Below are 15,567 nucleotides of genomic sequence, written 5' to 3'. Positions count from 1 at the left end.
GCGCGCAAGCCCCCGCCCCCTCTGGCAAAGCGGCGGGCTTTGGCCTATGTCGGGGGCAGGACATCCCCCGGAGACCCGAGAATGGCGAAGATCACTTACGTGGAACATGGCGGCAAGGAACATGTCGTCGAGGTTGCGAACGGCCTGACCGTGATGGAAGGCGCGCGCGACAACGGCATTCCGGGGATCGAGGCCGATTGCGGCGGCGCCTGCGCCTGTTCGACCTGCCATGTCTACGTCGATCCGACCTGGGTCGACCGGCTGCCGGCCAAGGACAGCATGGAGCAGGACATGCTCGACTTCGCCTGGAACCCCGATCCGGTCCGCTCGCGCCTGACCTGCCAACTCAAGGTCAGCGACGCGCTGGACGGCCTGCGGGTGCAGATGCCCGAAAAGCAGATCTGAGGGACTGCTCGTCGACGACTTCGTCACGCCTCGCGCGGGTCACCCCGACGAGAAGACTAAGTCGCACGAGGAGGGCCAGCCTTCGGGTTAGCCTTCGGCCTTGCCCAGACGGTCCGCCTTGCGCCGCACCAGGACCGTGCGCAGGTCGTGCATGGTCAGCAGCAGCTGGTCGGTGACCGCGTCCAGCTGGTCGTCTGTCGCCCGTGACTGCGCCCATTGCGCGGTCAGGTTCAGATGGTCCACCGTGCGCAGGATGTCGTCCACCTCACGCGTGGCAAGCAGGGCCTGCCGGCTGGCCAGCCAGTCGCGGATCGCGGCCAGATCGGCCTCGGTCAGTTCCACCTCGCCATGCGGCTTGATGTTGCCGTTGCGGACGTTGACCACCGCGATCTCGTCCATCTCGATCCGGCGCTGACGATTTTCGGTGCTGACGCGGAACACGGCCGCCCCGTTCTCGCGGACCCGGAAGTAATAGTCGGGAAGATCGGCGGTCATTCGGCACTCCGGACAGGGACAGGGCCATTCCTTGCCAAGGCGAGGCCCCGCGTCAAGCCGTGTGGTTCAGACGAGGCTGGCACAAAAGCGCTGGATGCGGGCGCAGGCTTCGCGCAGCACCTCGTCGCTGGTGGCATAGCTGACGCGGAAATTCGGCGACAGGCCGAAGGCCGCGCCAAACACCACGGCGACCCCGGTTTCTTCCAGCAGCGCGGTGGCAAAGACCTCGTCATTGGAAATCACCGTGCCGGCGGGCGTGGCCTTGCCGATGCAGCCCGAGATGTCGGGATAGACGTAGAACGCGCCTTCCGGCTTGGGGCAGCGGATGCCCTTGGCCTTGTTCAGCATTCCGACCACCAGATCGCGCCGGCCCTGGAAGACGCGGCGCCAGTCCGCCAGAAAGTCCTGCGGGCCGCTCAGGGCCTCAAGTGCGGCATACTGGCTGACCGAACAGGGGTTCGACGTCGACTGCGACTGGATCGTCCCCATCGCCTTGATCAGCGACACCGGCCCGCCGGCATAGCCGATCCGCCAGCCGGTCATCGCATAGGCCTTTGACACGCCGTTGCAGGTCAACGTCCGGTCGTAGAGGCCCGGTTCGATCTCGGCCGGGGTGCAGAACTTGAAGTCGTCGAACACCAGATGCTCGTACATGTCATCCGACATCACCCAGACCTGCGGGTGGCGCATCAAAACATCGCACAGCGCCTTCAACTCATCCCGCGTATAGCCCGCGCCGGTCGGGTTCGACGGCGAGTTGAAGATGAACCACTTGGTCTTGGGCGTGATCGCCGCCTCAAGCTGTTCGGGCGTAAGTTTGAAGTCGGTCTCGATCCCCGCGACCACTGGGACGGGTGTGCCCCCGGCCAGCAGCACCATGTCGGGATAGCTGACCCAATAGGGCGCGGGGATGATCACCTCATCGCCGGGGTTCAACGTCGCCATCAGCGCGTTGTACAGGATCTGCTTGCCGCCGGTGCCGACCGAAATCTGGCTTGGCGTATAGGTCAGCCCGTTCTCGCGCAGGAACTTGGCGCAGATCGCGGCTTTCAATTCGGGGATGCCGTCGACGGCCGTGTACCGGGTCTTGCCGGCATCGATCGCCCGTTTCGCCGCCGCGCGGATGTTTTCCGGCGTGTCGAAGTCCGGCTCGCCCGCGCCAAGGCCGATCACGTCCTTGCCCTCGGCCTTCAGCGCCTGCGCCTTGGTCGTCACCGCGATGGTGGGCGAGGGTTTGACGCGCGCCAGCGTGTCGGACAGGAAGGCCATCGATAAACACTCCGTCAAGCGGTTTGCGATTGTCGGCTGCAGGTCTTAGGCTGGCCCCCCAACCGACACAAGCGATATCGAAAGAAGGAGAGGCGTGATGGCGGAAACAAGCCCCGAGACCCGGTGGTATGCGGCGGAAGTTGCGACGTTTGGCGACCGGCTGGCCGGCGCGCGTGAGGCGGCGGGTCTGACCCAGGAAGACCTGGCCCAGCGGCTGGGCGTGCGGCTGACGACGCTGCAGAACTGGGAGGAGGACCTGGCCGAGCCGCGCGGCAACCGGCTGCAGATGCTGGCGGGGATGCTGAATGTGTCGCTTGCCTGGCTTCTGACGGCCGAGGGGGACGGGCTGGCCGACCCGGACCTCACTCCACGGCCCCTGAGCGGCGAGGCCGAGGCTGCGCTGGCCGAGTTGCAGCGCCTGCGGGCCGGGGCAATTGCGCTTGCGGACAATCTGCGCCAAGTGGAACTGAAGATGCGGCAGGCGATGCGGTCGGCCGCATAAGGCGGACAACGGGGGAAGCGATGGAAACGGCGGAAGCGCGGCTCAAGCGTATGCGGATGCGGTCCTGGCGGCGTGGCACCAAGGAGATGGACCTGGTGCTGGGCCCCTTTGCCGATGCACATCTGGAAAGCCTGAGCGAGGCGGATCTGCTGACCTATGACGTGCTTTTGGCCGAGAACGACCAGGACCTCATGGCCTGGATTCTGGGCCAATCGGCCGCGCCGGCGACCATCGCCTCCCTTTTGTCGCGGATCGCCAGCTTTGCCGAGACGCGGCTTTCGCGCGAAACCTAGACAAAGTTCCCCGCAAGTTTACTGAATGTTTGCCGTTTGTGCTGATTCTGCCTGCCAGTTGCCCTGGTAGAGAGAAACGGTAATGACCCATTACGCCCCCGTGCTGGACGGCTCGCAAAAGGCGTTCCTGTCCTGCTATCTGGACAGTCTGGCCCTGGTGGAACGGTTGCACCGACTGCTGCTGGACGTGATCAAGGATGAATTCGAACGGCTGAACATTCTGGAGATCAACTCGGTCCAGGCCCTGTTGCTGTTCAACATCGGCGAGAATGAGGTGACCGCCGGCGAGTTGAAATCGCGCGGCTATTACCAGGGCTCGAATGTCAGCTACAACCTGAAGAAACTGGTGGACCTGGGCTACATGCATCACCAGCGGTCCGAGATCGACCGCCGCTCGGTGCGTGTACGCCTGACCGAGAAAGGGCGTCATGTGCGCGGCCTGATCGCCGAGCTTTTTGCCCGCCATGCCGAAGGGATCGAACGGCGCGGGCTGGTCGATGCCTCGGGGATGGATGAGATCAACACCGCCCTGAAACGGATGGAGCGGTTCTGGACCGAACAGATCCGCTACATCTACTGAGCCCGCAGCGTGGTTAAGCGATCCTGAACGCCCGCGGCCAAACCCTTGATCGGAAACGAATCGTTGGTTTTGTCCACTGTGGACAGGGCCTAGTTGACCTTGCGGGTCGGCAGGAAGGGCAGGGGGGCGACGGGCAGGCCCTCTTCCAGCATCTGCCGCGCCTCCTCGGGCCGGGCCTCGCCATGGATCGCCCGGGCGGGCGCTTCGCCAGCATGGATCGCCCGCGCCTCGGCGGCGAAGTTCATGCCGACATAATCGGAATTCTCCTCGATCTGCTTGCGCAGGGCGGCGATGGCCTCCTCCAATTCGCTGGCCGGTCCGGAAAGCGTGGGGCGGTCGGTTGTGTCGGTGGGGGCCGCAGCCTTGCGGGCGGGGCGGACCATGGGGGCCATCAGTTCCTTCTCGACGCGGGTCGCGCCGCAGACCGGGCAGGCCAGTTGCCCCGCGCCCTGCAGCGCCGCGAAGGCATCGGCATTCTGGAACCAGCTTTCAAAGCCGTGCCCGGCCCCGCATTTGAGACTGTAGCGGATCATCCCCGTTCCCGCCCCGCTTCCCGTGGTGACCGCGCATAGCTATGGATTCGCCGGCCAAGGTCAATGCCCCCGGCCCGGCGGCGGCCGATCATTCGCCCGCAATCGGCGCGGGTCGCCCCTCGGACGGGGGGACGAAACCCTGGATGATGCGGGCAAGTTCCGGCTCATGCACCAGGCCCGCGGCGACCTCGGGCGGGAACCAGTGGCGGCGACGCTCTTTCACTTCGGGGAACTTTTCGGCCAGACGCTGCACCCGCAGGCCATAGACCGCCACCGCGCAGGGGACCTGCGCCGCCTCGGACAGAACCTTGTGATAGCCATAGCGACCCAGGCTGACCGGGTTCATCACCCCTTCGACGCCAGCCTCTTCCCAGGCTTCCTGCGCCGCCGCCGCCTCGGGGGCAAGGCCGGCCATCGGCCAGCCCTTGGGAATGACCCAGCGGCCGGTGTCCCGGCTGGTTATCAGCAAGACCTCGACCCCCTGGTCGCCCCTGCGCCAGCACAATGCGCCGTACTGAATCTTCGCGCCCGTTCCCCCCTCGGCCCTGGGGGAGGCGATCTTGTCTTGCCAACCCATCTTTCGCCATCCTGGCCGCCCGGTTCCCGGGTCTGGCCCTGCTCTGCCACCTCAGGCCTCACTATGCCACGGAGTCGGTGCGATTCACAGGATTTTCCCCCTGCATTGACCGTTTTCCGCTTCGGATTATCTGCCTTGCAAGGAAATCAGGCGGGAAGGGAAGGGCATGCGGCGACTTCTGGCGGCAACACTTGCGGGCACGATGGCGATCCTTGCGGCCGGGCCGCTGGCGGCGGCGGAGCGGTTCCGCTTCGCCTCGATCGACGGGGGCGAGATCGACCTTGGCGACTGGGCGGGCAAGCCGGTGCTGGTGGTCAATACCGCCTCGCTCTGCGGCTATGCCGGGCAGTACGACGGGTTGCAGGACCTGCACGACCGCTTTGGCGAAGCGGCATTGATCCTGGCCGTCCCCTCGGACGACTTCAACCAGGAGCTTGCGACCGAGGCGGAGGTCAAGGAATACTGCGCCATGACCTTCGATCTGACCCTGCCGATGACCGAGATTACGCCCGTTCGCGGCAGCGACGCCCATCCGTTCTACCAATGGGTGCGGGCCGAGACCGGCTTTGCCCCGCGCTGGAACTTCAACAAGGTGCTGCTGGCGCCCGATGGCACGATCGCCGGAACCTGGGGTGCGACGACCGCCCCTGAAAGCGCCGAGATCGCCGGCCGGATCGCGGCGATGGTCGAATGATCCAGGGGCCGCCGCCCCAAGGGGCCAGGGTGGCGCCGCTGTTCATCGGGTCCGAGATCTATCGCGGCTCGTCCTATGGCCCGGCGCATCCGTTGCGGGTGCCGCGTGTGTCGACCGTCATGGACCTGGCGCGCGCCCTGGGCTGGTTGCCGCCCGGGCAGTTTCGCACCAGTCCGCGCGCAAAGCCCGCCGCGCTGGCATTGTGGCACGACCCGGCCTATGTCGCGGCCCTGCAAGCGGCCGAGGCTTCGGGCGAGGCGACGGCCGAGATGCGGGCCCGGCACAATCTTGGCACGCTGTCGAACCCGGTCTTTCCGCAGGTCTACCGCCGCCCCGCGACCGGGGCCGGGGGAACGATGCTGGCGGCGGAACTTCTGTCCGCGACGCCGGGGGTGGTGCATGTCCCCGGTGGCGGGACGCATCACGGGCTGCCGGATCGGGCGAACGGGTTTTGCTACCTGAATGACGTGGTGCTGGGGATCAAGGTCCTGCAACGCAGCCTGTCGCGGATCGTCTATGTCGACCTTGACGCGCATCATTCGGACGGGGTGGAGCTGGCCTTTGCGGGCGATCCTGGGGTCCGCATGATCTCGGTCCATGAAGAGGGTCGCTGGCCCTTCACCGGGCGGCTGGAGGATCGGGCCGGGGGCAGCGCCTTCAACCTGCCGGTGCCGAAGGGCTATAACGACAGCGAGGCGCGTGCGGTCCTGCACGGCCTGATCCTGCCCCGCGTGGCCGAGTTTCAGCCCGAGGCCCTGGTCCTGCAATGCGGGGCCGACAGTCTGACCGAGGACCCGCTGTCGCGACTGGCCCTGTCCAACCGCGCCTATCTGGAGGCGGTGGCGGCCCTGGTCCCGCTGGCGCCGCGGGTGATGGTGCTGGGTGGAGGCGGGTATAACCCCTGGTCGGTTGGCCGCCTGTGGACGGCGATCTGGGGGCTTCTGGCGGGGCGTGAGCAGCCCGACCGATTGCCCGACGCGGCGGTGGCGGTGCTGGGCGGGCTTGGCTGGGGCGGTGGTGGGCGGCCCCCGCCGGACCCGGCGCTGCTGACGACGCTGCTTGATCCGCCGCGCGAAGGCCCGGTCCGGCCCGAGATCCGCGACCGCCTGGCCGCGCTGGCCCGGCGATGATCCGCGCCTTTCTGGGCATCGACCTGCCGCCCGAGGTGCGGGGGGCCTGCCAGGTCCAGCAGTTCCTTTTGCCCCTGCCGCGCAAGGTGGAGCCGGAGACGCTGCACCTGACGCTGGTCTTTCTGGGCGACTGCCCCGAACCTGCGCTGGAGGCCGCGCATGAGGGGTTCCAGACGCTTCGCGCCCCCGGCCTGACGTTGGCCTTGCAGGGACTGGGCCTCTTCGGCAAGGACAAGCCGCGCCTGGCCTTTGCCGGGGTCGCGCCGTCGCCCGAACTTCTGCATCTGCAGGCAAAGGCCGAGACCATCGCCCGCCGCGCCGGCTGTCCGGTCGACGCCCGGAAGTACCACCCGCATGTCACTCTGGGCCGCTTCTCTCCGCCACCTCCGGCCGACGCGATGCGCCTGGAACGCGCCGTGGCGCTGGGTGCGGGCTTTTGCGCGGGGCCGTGGGAGGCGCGCGAGTTGACCCTGTGGCAAAGCCACCTTGGCGGCAAATCCCCCCGCTACGACATCCTGGCGACCTATCCGCTAACTTGACAGCCGGGGGGCCGTCATGCAGCACCATAGCGCAGAAGGAGTCCCGCCCATGAAGATCGCCCACCGCGAAATCGGCCCCGGCCACCCGCCGCTTGTCATCGCCGAGATCGGCATCAACCACGGCGGCGACCTGTCCGTCGCCAAGGAAATGGTGCGCCTGGCCGCCGGTGCGGGCTGCGAGATGATCAAGCACCAGACCCATATCATCGAAGACGAGATGACGGACGAGGCAAAGTCGATCTTCCCGCCCAATGCCGACGTCTCGATCTGGCATGTGATGGAACGCTGTGCGCTGACGCGTGAGGAAGAGGCCGAGCTGAAGCGGTACACCGAAAGCCTTGGGGTGATCTGGATCTCGACCCCGTTCAGCCGGGCTGCGGCCGATTTCCTGGAAACGCTGGACGTGCCGGCCTACAAGATCGGCTCGGGCGAGGCGGACAACCTGCCGCTGATCCGCCACATCGCCCGCAAGGGCAAGCCGGTGATCATGTCCACCGGGATGCAAACCATTGAAACCATTCGCGCCAGTGTGGCGATCCTGGATCAGGCCGGCATCGACTATGCGCTGATGGAATGCACCAACCTTTATCCCAGCCCGCCCGAGATCGTCAGCCTGAAAGGGGTCACCGACCTGAAGACCGCCTTCCCGAAGGCGGTCGTCGGCTTTTCGGACCACTCCATCGGGCCCGAGATGGCGCTGGCCTCGGTCGCGCTGGGGGCTTCGATCCTGGAACGACATTACACCGACACGCGTTATCGCAAGGGTCCGGACATCATCAACTCGATGGACCCTTCGGAACTGCGCCACCTGATCGACCGGTCCAAGGAAATCTGGATTGCCGCCAACAACCCCAAACAGCGCACCGCCCCGGAGGAGGACGTGTACCGCTTTGCCCGCGGCTCGGTCGTGGCCGATGCCGATTTGCCCGAGGGCCACGTGATCCGCGAACAGGACATCTGGGCCCGCCGCCCCGGCAGCGGGGAAATCCCGGCCTATGACTTTGACAAGTGTCTGGGCAAACGGCTGACCCGCTCGGTCACCCGGAACACGCAGCTGAAGTGGAGTGATCTGGGGTGAGCGAAGGGATCCGCCTTCTAGCTGATGCGCGCGGAGAGTTCCGGTCGCATCTGCTGAGGCGGATCCTTAAGGATGCCGGCGGGGATATCACCCTGGCCCTGCATCTGGGCGACCGCGATGCCGATTTTCACGCCCCCTGCCTGCAACGGCTGGAGGTGCGCATGGGCCGCAAGGGCCACCTGCTGCATGGCCGCGAAGGTACCGGCGCGCAGCTTCCGCTGCTGGCGCAGCCCGATTTCCACCAGCTGATCGAAACCGCGGTGGACCAGATGCAGCGCAACGCGCAATTCTACCGCTACCGCGCGCACAACATCGTCAACCTGCAGGATTACCTGGACTATTATCACCTTCTGGCCAACGCCTTCGCACAGGAGATCCAGGACAACGGCGCGACCCATGCGCTGTTCACCACGGTCCCGCACCTGGCCTATGACGCGGTGCTGTACCAGGTCGCCCGCGCCTTGGGTCTTAAGACCCTGGTCCTGTGCCAGACGATCTTTCCCAGCCGCTACTTCTCGATGCGGCGGGTCGAGGACCTGGGCAGTTTCGTCGATGATGGCCGGTCGGTGGAGCCCTATCCGATCGAAAAGGGCTCGGCCCCGGATCTGTTCTACATGGACGACCGCTGGCAGAAGCCAAGCCCGCGTGGCCAGCTTGGTGCGCGGGCCGTCATGCAGCTCTTGCGCCACTTGGCGCTGCGCGATCCCGGTAAACTCTTCCGCCCGCGCTATCTGCGCGACACGCTGGCCCGGATGCGCGACATCTATGGCGCGCTGCCCGACTGGCGCGATCCTTTCGCGGCGTTCTTTCACACCAACGAAATGGCCTACTTCGAGCATCTGGCGCAGTACGAGGGCCAGACGGTCGATCTGACGCGCAAGTATGTCTATGTGCCCCTGCACAACCAGCCCGAGATGTCGACCTCGTCCCTTGGTGGGGTGTTCCGCGATCAGGTCCTGATGATCGAAGTGCTGGCCCGCCACCTGCCGCCGGGCTGGCTGATCTATGTGAAGGACAACCCTCGTCAGGGGGCCTTTGCCCGGGGGCCGATGCATTTCCATCGGCTGACCTCGATCCGCGGGGTGCAGGTCGTGCCGCTGGATGCCTCGACCCATGACCTCAGCAGTCATGCCCAGTTCGTCGCCACGGTGACCGGGACTGCCGCCTGGGAGGCGGTCCGCAAGGGCCGCCCGGCGCTGGTCTTTGGCAATGCCTGGTACAAGTCACTGCCCGGCATCTTTCCCTATCAGGAAGGGTTCGACCCCGAGGCCATCGCCGCCTTCCGCTTTCCCCACGACGCGCTGGAGACGGCGATGGGCCGGATCATGGCGCGCTGTCACCAGGGGGTGATCGAGCCGATCTATCGCGACATGGCCCCCGACCTGGACGAGGCGGCCAATGCCGACGAAATCTCGCGCACGGTCCTGGGGCTGTTGCGGCGCGAGGTGTCGCTGACGTTCGGCGCCCCGCATCCGGCAGAGGAGACGGCGCTGCTCTAGCCTCAGGCTGGAGCGGTCCCGCCATACTGCACCCAGTAATCCTGGACCCAGGCCACAGGACCCCGGCCCAGATGCGGAAAGCGGCCCCAGACCCCCGGGCGCAACAAGTCGGCGGGTCTTGGATCGCCGTGGTAGGCCAGGATGGCCGGGCCGGGCACCGGGGCGCGCGGAGGCACGAACAGGTCGCGGCCATAGCGGTGCACCAGATGGCGCTTGAAGCTGATCACCGCGCCCGAAGGCCACAGCGACAGGTCCGTGGCATGGGCGGCGACGAAGTCCTGCTCGTTGCGAAAGCGCGCCATGGCACCTGGGATATCGGCCTGAAAGGCGGTCAGGATCTGCTGCTGTTCGCCCAGGGTATAGGCAAAGACGCCGGTGGAGGGCTGCACCGCCTCGCTCTCGCGCCAGTCGTGGCCGGTGTCCAGCAGGACCATGCCGCCGGGCCGGGCAAAGAACGGGTCCAGCGGGCCAAGGATCATCATGTCGAGGTCGATGAACAGCGCCCGCGCACCGGGGGCCAGCGCCGCCACGTCGGGATGGAACAGAGCCAGCTTGCGCCAGACCCCCGGCGCGCGGATTTGTGCTTCTGTCAGGCCGATGTCGGGGATCGGCGCGGTGCGGATGCCTGCGTCCAGCCCTTCCGGCTGATCCGTCAGGCACAGGAACAAGAATCCCGGCACCAGGTGCGCCTTGACCGCCCGGTAAAGGACATTGGCATAGGAACAGTCGAACAAGCGGCCCCATTTCATGCAGATCACGACTCTGTCGGGCATCGCGTCCCCCAAATGTCAGCAAGAATTCGAATATGTTGGACTGCTAGACAATCTCCCGCTTCCTGTCCATACCCATGACCGGCCGCCCGGCAACCGAAGTCGCACCATGACCCGCCACCTGCTTTTCCTCACCGGCACCCGCGCCGATTTCGGCAAGCTTGAACCGCTTGCGGCCGCCGCGCGGGATGCGGGGCACCGGGTCACCTTTTTCGTGACCGGCATGCATATGCTGGAGCGTTACGGTCTGACCCGGAACGAGGTGCGCCGCATGCCGGGCGTGGCGGTCGAGGAATTCGTCAACCAGGCCGAGGGCGACCCGCAGGACCTGGTCCTGGCCCGCACGGTCACCGGCTTTTCCGCTTTCGCCACCGCCGCCCGCCCCGATCTGGTCATCCTGCACGGCGACCGGATCGAGGCCCTGGCCGGCGCGCTGGTGGCTGCCACCAACTATCTGCGCTCGGCCCATGTCGAGGGCGGCGAAGTCTCGGGCACGATCGACGAGGTCTTTCGCCACTGTAACACCAAACTGTGTACCCACCATTTTGTTTCCGCCGACTCTGCCGCACGCCGCGTCCGCGCGTTGGGAGAGCCGGAGGAGACGATCCACGTCATCGGCTCGCCCGAGTTGGACTTTCACGCGCGCCCCTCGGGCGTCACGCTGGAGGAGGTCCGCCAGCGGTACGAGATTCCGTTTGCCGATTTCGGCATCGCCACCTTCCATCCCGTCACCTCGGAACAGGACACGATCGGCCGTCAGGCTGCCGACCTGTTCGGGGCGCTGGCGGACAGCGGGCGCAACTTCGTCACCATCGCGCCGAACAACGACCCCGGATCGCAAGCCATCTTCGACGTCCTTGAAAAGCTGCCGAAAGACCGCTTCCGCCTTTTGCCCTCGATGCGCTTTTCGCATTTCAGCGAGTTGATGAAGAACGCCGCCTGCATGGTCGGCAACTCCAGCGCCGGCGTGCGTGAGGCGCCGTTCCTGGGACTGCCCTCGCTGGATATCGGCACGCGGCAGTCCAACCGCTCGGACGCGCCTTCGGTCACGGCTTGCGAGGCTGCGGACCGCGCCATCATCCTGGATTTCCTGCGCCGGCACTGGGGCCGCCAGGCGATCCCGCATGAAGGGTTTGGCCAGGGCACCGCCGCGCAACGTTTTGTCGAGACGCTGGACCGGCCGGAGTTCTGGTCGCTTGGCCTGCAAAAGGCCTTCCGTGACTAGGCCCGGCCTGGCTCTGGGCGCCTATCTTGTGGCCTCACGCGCCATCCCCTTGGCCGCACCGCGCCTTCTGCGCAAGCGGCTGGCGAAGGGGAAGGAACTGCCCGACCGCTGGCAGGAGAAGCTTGGCCAGCCTTCCGCCCCCCGGCCCGACGGCCCGCTGATCTGGCTGCACGCCGTCGGCCTGGGCGAGACGCTGGCGCTGCGCGGGCTGATCGCGGAACTGGCCACGCAGTCCGAAGCGCAGTTTCTGGTCACCTCCACCACCCGCGCCTCGGCCGAGGTGCTGGCCCGGAACCTGCCGCCCCGCACAGTTCACCAGTTCCTGCCGCTTGACGCCCCGGCCTATCTGGCGCGCTTCCTGGACCATTGGCGGCCGGCGCTTTCGGTCTGGGCCGAGCAGGACCTGTGGCCCGGCGCGGTTGCGGCGACCGATGCGCGTGGCATCCCCTTGGCCCTGATCAATGCCCGGATGAATGCCGACGCCTATGCCCGCCGCCGCCACTGGCGCAGCCTTTACGCCGATCTTCTTGCCCGCTTCCGCCTGATCGCCGCCCAGGACCCCCAGACCGCCAGCCACCTGACCCAGCTTGGCGCGCGGGACGTGCGGGTCGCCGGCTCACTCAAGGCCGCGGCACCGCCCCTGTCGGCCGACCCCCATGCCCTTGCCGCCGCGCGTGAGGCGCTGGCGGGCCGGCGCCCGGTCCTGCTGGCCTCCTCGCATCCCGAGGATGAGTTTGCCCTTTTCTCCGCGCTGCGTCACGGTCCGCGTCCCCTGACCATCATCGCCCCACGCGACCCACACCGGGGCGCCGATATTGCCGCCCGCGCGGCCGAACACGGACTGACCGCGACCCGCCGCAGCGCGGGGCAGGGGCCGTCCGGCGACGTCTGGATTGCCGACACATTCGGCGAGATGGCGCTGTGGTATCGCCTGTGTCCCACCACGCTGATCGGCGGCAGTTTCGGCCCGACCGAAGGCCACAACCCGTGGGAGCCTGCCGCCCTGGGCTCGGCCATCCTGCATGGGCCGCGGGTGGCGAATTTCGCCGCTGACTTCGCCGCCCTGCATCAGGCCGGCGCGGCGCTGCCGGTCCAGCCCGAGGGGCTATTGTCCGCTTTGGCCGCCGACCATGCCGAGATGGCCGCCCGTGCCAAGGCGCTGTCCGATGTCGCGCAGGACGGGCTTACCCCCATGACCCGCGACCTGCTGGCACTGGCGGGGCTGGCATGAGGCTTTGGTGGTTCCTTCGCCTTTGGTCGCTTCTGTGGCACCTGGGGCTGCCCTTCGTGCTGGTCTACCTCTGGCGGCGGGGGCGGAAGGACCCGGCCTATAGCCAGCATGTGGCGGAACGTTTCGGGCGCTATCGCCAGCATCTGCCGGGGGCGATCTGGGTTCATGCCGTCAGCCTGGGCGAGATGCGGTCGGCCGTGCCGCTGATCCGCGCGCTGCTGGACCGGGGCGAGCGGGTCGTGACCACGCATTTTACCCCCGCCGGCCGACGCGAGGCCGAACGGGTGTTTGGCCCCGAGATCGCTGCGGGCAAGCTGGCGGCCGTCTGGGTGCCGTTCGAGACCGCCTGGGCCTATGCCGGTTTCTTCCGCGCCTTCCGGCCGCGCGCGGGTCTGGTGATGGAAATCGAGATCTGGCCGAGGATGATCTTTGCGGCCCGCAATGCGGGCGTCCCCCTGTTCATGTGCAACGCACAATATCCCACGAAATCAATGGATCGGGACCGAAAGTTAAAGCTGCGTCACAAGTTGATGCAGGGCTATGCCGGGGCCTTCGTCAAGTCTGACCTGCAAGCCCGGCGTTTTGCGTCGGTCGGCGTGCAGAACATCCATGTGACCGGTGAATTGCGCTTTGACCAGCCGATCCCCCCGCATCTGGTGGCCGCCGCCGCGATCCGCCCGGAATTGGCCGGTGACCGCCCGGTCATCACCTTCGCCTCGGCGGTGGAGGGGGAGGACGAGCTTTACCTCGATGCCATCGTGGCCGCGCTGGCCCACCCCTCGCGCCCTTTCGTCGTCTATGTGCCGCGCAAACCGGAACGCTTTGACGAGGTGGCCGGATTGCTGGCGGCGCGGGGACTGCGGTTCCTGCGCCGCAGTCAGGCGCTGGATGCGGCCCTGACGCTTCCAGCGCCGCCGGCCGAGACCGACCTCCTCCTCGGCGACAGTCTGGGCGAGATGTACTTCTACATCGCCCTGTCAGACCGCGTTGTCACGGGCGGCGGTTTCACTCCGCACGGCGCACACAACATCATCGAACCCCTGGCCCTGAAGCGCCCGGTGATCGTCGGTCCCGAGATCCACACCATCGAATACCCGGCGGTCGAGGCCATCGCCGCCGGCGTCTGCCTGCGGGTCGAGACCGCTGCGGCCCTGACCGCCGCGCTGACCGACTGGCAGGGACCGGGCGACAGCGCGATCCAGACCTTCTTTGCCGCCCATTCCGGGGCGACGGAAAAGACCCTAGCCGCGCTGGACCGCGCGCTTACCAGCCGCTGAACCCGCCGTCGACGTTCACCAGTTGGCCGGTCATATAGCCCGCCTGCGCGCTGCACAAAAACAGCATGGCATCGGCGATTTCGTCGGGCTGGGCCATGCGGCCGGCCATGATCAACTCACCCACGCGGCGCTGGAATTCTTCGGTATGGCCGTTGAACACCGCCCCCGGTGCGATGGTGTTGACCGTCGCCTGCCGCTTGGCCCAATAGCCGGCCAGCCACAGGGTCAGCCCGTGTATCCCCGCCTTTGTCGTTGAATAGGCCGAGAAACTTTTGAACGGCATCCCTTCGTAGATCTGGTGATGCGGCCCGTTCAGGGCATACATGCTGGCCACGTTGATCAGCGTGCAGGGCCAGTTCCCGACGATGTCGCGGTCCATCTGCCGCGCGATCATGAAGGCCCCGGTCAGGTTGGTGCGCAGCGTCCGCTCCCAGTCCGAGACGCTGGTGTCAGCGAAGGACGGAAAGGGCTTGCCCGCGCCCATCAAGAGCTCGCCGGTGATGGCGGCGTTGTTCAGGACCACATTCGGCTGCCAGCCATCGGCCAGGATCCGGGCGAAGATGCCGGTCACCTGATCTTCGTCGCCGACGTCCAGATCGTAGAAGCGGAAGTTCTCGCCTCCGCCGTGTGATGCCTTCAGAGCCTCGGCCCGGTGGCCCGGCAGGTCCGACGCGATCACCCGCGCGCCTTCGGCCAGCATCCGGCGGACATAGGTGGACCCCAGCACCCCACCCGAGCCGGTGATAAAGACCGTGCGGCCCTTGAGTTGGTCAACCATTGCTGGCCTCCTGCATCAGAAATTCGACAAGACGGAAGTCGAAGGGCGTGTCGATATCGACGCACCTCTCGGGCGGCATGAGGTAGGGGATCACCCGCCCCTCCCACAGCCCCTTCGACCGTTTCAGATAGGCGGGCGAGACGACATAGGTCGAGGCCGCGTGTTCATAGACCGTGGGGGCCTGTTGCCGGGCGACCACCCCTCCGGGCAGGGGTTTCGAGACATGCAGCGCGCCAGTGGCGTCAGGCTCCACCAGGTTGAAATATGGATTCTTTCGCGCCTCGCAGCAGCTCATTACCAGATCTGGATGTTCGATTTTGTAAAGCTCCAGTGCGGCTGTAATGTCCGAGGGCAGCCGCAGGGGCGATGTGCAGTCGAGGTCCAGGAACGCATCAACCGGGCCGACCAGCGCCTCGGACGCCTCTAGTGCGTGCTGCCAGACGCCCCATTTGCCGGCCGTATCGGTGGCTAGATGCGCGGGCCTAAGGCCGATCTTCAGGCAGCCCTTGGCGATGGCGTGGTCATAGATTTCCTCGTCATCGGTGCTGACGACGACGGCATCCACCAGGGGATGCTCCAAAAGCTGGTCCAGCGACCAGTCGATCAGCGGCTTGCCGTGGATTTCCCGGAAGTTCTTGCGCGGCACACCCTTGGACCCTTTGCGCGCGCCGATATGGCCCAGAATCATGGCA

The 15,567-nt window shown here is 66.6% G+C and carries 19 protein-coding genes; 12 read left to right on the top strand and 7 right to left on the bottom strand.

The genetic code is table 11. From position 1 onward, the window contains the following. Positions 1 to 81: 81 nt before the first annotated feature. Positions 82 to 405, top strand: coding sequence for a 2Fe-2S iron-sulfur cluster-binding protein (locus CXR42_RS06620; protein ID WP_103256637.1), 324 nt, complete (start codon positions 82 to 84; stop codon positions 403 to 405). 87 nt (positions 406 to 492) lie between these two features. On the opposite strand, the gene CXR42_RS06615 is transcribed toward CXR42_RS06620, so the two are convergent. Together CXR42_RS06615 and CXR42_RS06610 are read right to left on the bottom strand one after the other, a co-directional pair. Next, entirely contained in the window at positions 493 to 900 is a 408-nt protein-coding gene (locus CXR42_RS06615) for a hypothetical protein (RefSeq protein ID WP_103256636.1), read from the bottom strand. 66 nt (positions 901 to 966) lie between these two features. Continuing rightward, on the bottom strand, positions 967 to 2,169 hold the full coding sequence (locus CXR42_RS06610) for a pyridoxal phosphate-dependent aminotransferase (protein WP_103256635.1): 1,203 nt from the start codon (positions 2,167 to 2,169) through the stop codon (positions 967 to 969). A 97-nt stretch (positions 2,170 to 2,266) separates the two neighbouring features. Here CXR42_RS06610 and CXR42_RS06605 point away from each other — a divergent pair, with 97 nt between their 5' ends. The 3 genes from CXR42_RS06605 to CXR42_RS06595 all read left to right on the top strand — a co-directional run bounded on the left by CXR42_RS06605 (position 2,267) and on the right by CXR42_RS06595 (position 3,544). Next, positions 2,267 to 2,671 carry a helix-turn-helix domain-containing protein gene (locus CXR42_RS06605; RefSeq protein WP_103256634.1) on the top strand — a complete coding sequence of 135 codons (405 nt, stop codon included), beginning with the start codon at positions 2,267 to 2,269 and terminating at the stop codon, positions 2,669 to 2,671. Between the two features lie 20 nt (positions 2,672 to 2,691). Further along, positions 2,692 to 2,964 (top strand): FAD assembly factor SdhE, encoded by a 273-nt coding sequence (locus tag CXR42_RS06600; RefSeq protein WP_103256633.1) that lies wholly within the window; start codon positions 2,692 to 2,694, stop codon positions 2,962 to 2,964. Positions 2,965 to 3,046: 82 nt separating this feature from the next. Continuing rightward, entirely contained in the window at positions 3,047 to 3,544 is a 498-nt protein-coding gene (locus CXR42_RS06595; protein ID WP_103256632.1) for a MarR family winged helix-turn-helix transcriptional regulator, read from the top strand. An 89-nt stretch (positions 3,545 to 3,633) separates the two neighbouring features. On the opposite strand, the gene CXR42_RS06590 is transcribed toward CXR42_RS06595, so the two are convergent. After that, on the bottom strand, positions 3,634 to 4,077 hold the full coding sequence (locus CXR42_RS06590; RefSeq protein WP_103256631.1) for a DUF1178 family protein: 444 nt from the start codon (positions 4,075 to 4,077) through the stop codon (positions 3,634 to 3,636). A gap of 88 nt (positions 4,078 to 4,165) precedes the next feature. Further along, the gene (locus CXR42_RS06585; protein ID WP_103256630.1) at positions 4,166 to 4,654 is read right to left on the bottom strand and encodes an NUDIX hydrolase; all 489 of its coding nucleotides are present in this window, start codon (positions 4,652 to 4,654) and stop codon (positions 4,166 to 4,168) included. 166 nt (positions 4,655 to 4,820) lie between these two features. Here CXR42_RS06585 and CXR42_RS06580 point away from each other — a divergent pair, with 166 nt between their 5' ends. From CXR42_RS06580 to CXR42_RS06560, 5 genes are read left to right on the top strand one after another with little or no spacing between them, the layout of a single operon-like run. Then, positions 4,821 to 5,348, top strand: coding sequence for a glutathione peroxidase (locus tag CXR42_RS06580; RefSeq protein WP_245875353.1), 528 nt, complete (start codon positions 4,821 to 4,823; stop codon positions 5,346 to 5,348). Further along, positions 5,345 to 6,478 (top strand): acetoin utilization protein AcuC, encoded by a 1,134-nt coding sequence (locus CXR42_RS06575; protein WP_103256629.1) that lies wholly within the window; start codon positions 5,345 to 5,347, stop codon positions 6,476 to 6,478. Before CXR42_RS06580 ends, CXR42_RS06575 begins: the two co-directional genes overlap by 4 nt. Continuing rightward, positions 6,475 to 7,017, top strand: coding sequence for an RNA 2',3'-cyclic phosphodiesterase (thpR, locus tag CXR42_RS06570; protein ID WP_103256628.1), 543 nt, complete (start codon positions 6,475 to 6,477; stop codon positions 7,015 to 7,017). The genes CXR42_RS06575 and thpR overlap by 4 nt, the downstream gene beginning before the upstream one ends. Positions 7,018 to 7,066: 49 nt before the next feature. After that, on the top strand, positions 7,067 to 8,095 hold the full coding sequence (locus CXR42_RS06565; RefSeq protein WP_103256627.1) for an N-acetylneuraminate synthase family protein: 1,029 nt from the start codon (positions 7,067 to 7,069) through the stop codon (positions 8,093 to 8,095). Further along, positions 8,092 to 9,594 carry a capsular polysaccharide export protein, LipB/KpsS family gene (locus tag CXR42_RS06560; RefSeq protein ID WP_103256626.1) on the top strand — a complete coding sequence of 501 codons (1,503 nt, stop codon included), beginning with the start codon at positions 8,092 to 8,094 and terminating at the stop codon, positions 9,592 to 9,594. Before CXR42_RS06565 ends, CXR42_RS06560 begins: the two co-directional genes overlap by 4 nt. 2 nt (positions 9,595 to 9,596) lie before the next feature. On the opposite strand, the gene CXR42_RS06555 is transcribed toward CXR42_RS06560, so the two are convergent. Next, positions 9,597 to 10,367, bottom strand: a complete 771-nt coding sequence (locus CXR42_RS06555) for a hypothetical protein (RefSeq protein ID WP_103256625.1) — start codon at positions 10,365 to 10,367, stop codon at positions 9,597 to 9,599. Between the two features lie 106 nt (positions 10,368 to 10,473). On the opposite strand from CXR42_RS06555, the gene neuC reads away from it, so the two are divergent. The 3 genes from neuC to CXR42_RS06540 are packed head-to-tail and all read left to right on the top strand — an operon-like array spanning position 10,474 to position 14,097. Then, positions 10,474 to 11,589: a UDP-N-acetylglucosamine 2-epimerase gene (neuC, locus tag CXR42_RS06550; RefSeq protein WP_103256624.1), complete on the top strand. Its 1,116-nt coding sequence runs from the start codon at positions 10,474 to 10,476 to the stop codon at positions 11,587 to 11,589. Next, on the top strand, positions 11,582 to 12,820 hold the full coding sequence (locus CXR42_RS06545) for a 3-deoxy-D-manno-octulosonic acid transferase (protein ID WP_245875352.1): 1,239 nt from the start codon (positions 11,582 to 11,584) through the stop codon (positions 12,818 to 12,820). The genes neuC and CXR42_RS06545 overlap by 8 nt, the downstream gene beginning before the upstream one ends. Beyond that, positions 12,817 to 14,097: a 3-deoxy-D-manno-octulosonic acid transferase gene (locus tag CXR42_RS06540; protein ID WP_103256622.1), complete on the top strand. Its 1,281-nt coding sequence runs from the start codon at positions 12,817 to 12,819 to the stop codon at positions 14,095 to 14,097. The genes CXR42_RS06545 and CXR42_RS06540 overlap by 4 nt, the downstream gene beginning before the upstream one ends. Here the strand turns inward: CXR42_RS06540 and CXR42_RS06535 are convergent. Beyond that, on the bottom strand, positions 14,084 to 14,875 hold the full coding sequence (locus tag CXR42_RS06535) for an SDR family NAD(P)-dependent oxidoreductase (protein WP_103256621.1): 792 nt from the start codon (positions 14,873 to 14,875) through the stop codon (positions 14,084 to 14,086). The two genes, CXR42_RS06540 and CXR42_RS06535, sit on opposite strands and share 14 nt — an antisense overlap. Then, on the bottom strand, positions 14,868 to 15,563 hold the full coding sequence (locus CXR42_RS06530; protein WP_103256620.1) for an acylneuraminate cytidylyltransferase family protein: 696 nt from the start codon (positions 15,561 to 15,563) through the stop codon (positions 14,868 to 14,870). The genes CXR42_RS06535 and CXR42_RS06530 overlap by 8 nt, the downstream gene beginning before the upstream one ends. Between the last annotated feature and the right edge of the window lie 4 nt (positions 15,564 to 15,567).

It is taken from the genome of Tabrizicola aquatica, from assembly GCF_002900975.1.
Classification (GTDB): Bacteria; Pseudomonadota; Alphaproteobacteria; order Rhodobacterales; family Rhodobacteraceae; genus Tabrizicola; species Tabrizicola aquatica.
Note: the sequence above shows the minus strand (reverse complement) of the source record. Positions and strands in the feature narration are given on the sequence as shown.

What these genes read in the sequence shown, in the direction of transcription:
- CXR42_RS06620 (WP_103256637.1), top strand. Translation starts at nt 82, where the DNA reads ATGGCGAAGATCACTTACGTGGAACATGGCGGCAAGGAACATGTCGTC.
- CXR42_RS06615 (WP_103256636.1), bottom strand. Translation starts at nt 900, where the DNA reads ATGACCGCCGATCTTCCCGACTATTACTTCCGGGTCCGCGAGAACGGG.
- CXR42_RS06610 (WP_103256635.1), bottom strand. Translation starts at nt 2,169, where the DNA reads ATGGCCTTCCTGTCCGACACGCTGGCGCGCGTCAAACCCTCGCCCACC.
- CXR42_RS06605 (WP_103256634.1), top strand. Translation starts at nt 2,267, where the DNA reads ATGGCGGAAACAAGCCCCGAGACCCGGTGGTATGCGGCGGAAGTTGCG.
- CXR42_RS06600 (WP_103256633.1), top strand. Translation starts at nt 2,692, where the DNA reads ATGGAAACGGCGGAAGCGCGGCTCAAGCGTATGCGGATGCGGTCCTGG.
- CXR42_RS06595 (WP_103256632.1), top strand. Translation starts at nt 3,047, where the DNA reads ATGACCCATTACGCCCCCGTGCTGGACGGCTCGCAAAAGGCGTTCCTG.
- CXR42_RS06590 (WP_103256631.1), bottom strand. Translation starts at nt 4,077, where the DNA reads ATGATCCGCTACAGTCTCAAATGCGGGGCCGGGCACGGCTTTGAAAGC.
- CXR42_RS06585 (WP_103256630.1), bottom strand. Translation starts at nt 4,654, where the DNA reads ATGGGTTGGCAAGACAAGATCGCCTCCCCCAGGGCCGAGGGGGGAACG.
- CXR42_RS06580 (WP_245875353.1), top strand. Translation starts at nt 4,821, where the DNA reads ATGCGGCGACTTCTGGCGGCAACACTTGCGGGCACGATGGCGATCCTT.
- CXR42_RS06575 (WP_103256629.1), top strand. Translation starts at nt 5,345, where the DNA reads ATGATCCAGGGGCCGCCGCCCCAAGGGGCCAGGGTGGCGCCGCTGTTC.
- thpR (WP_103256628.1), top strand. Translation starts at nt 6,475, where the DNA reads ATGATCCGCGCCTTTCTGGGCATCGACCTGCCGCCCGAGGTGCGGGGG.
- CXR42_RS06565 (WP_103256627.1), top strand. Translation starts at nt 7,067, where the DNA reads ATGAAGATCGCCCACCGCGAAATCGGCCCCGGCCACCCGCCGCTTGTC.
- CXR42_RS06555 (WP_103256625.1), bottom strand. Translation starts at nt 10,367, where the DNA reads ATGCCCGACAGAGTCGTGATCTGCATGAAATGGGGCCGCTTGTTCGAC.
- neuC (WP_103256624.1), top strand. Translation starts at nt 10,474, where the DNA reads ATGACCCGCCACCTGCTTTTCCTCACCGGCACCCGCGCCGATTTCGGC.
- CXR42_RS06540 (WP_103256622.1), top strand. Translation starts at nt 12,817, where the DNA reads ATGAGGCTTTGGTGGTTCCTTCGCCTTTGGTCGCTTCTGTGGCACCTG.
- CXR42_RS06535 (WP_103256621.1), bottom strand. Translation starts at nt 14,875, where the DNA reads ATGGTTGACCAACTCAAGGGCCGCACGGTCTTTATCACCGGCTCGGGT.
- CXR42_RS06530 (WP_103256620.1), bottom strand. Translation starts at nt 15,563, where the DNA reads ATGATTCTGGGCCATATCGGCGCGCGCAAAGGGTCCAAGGGTGTGCCG.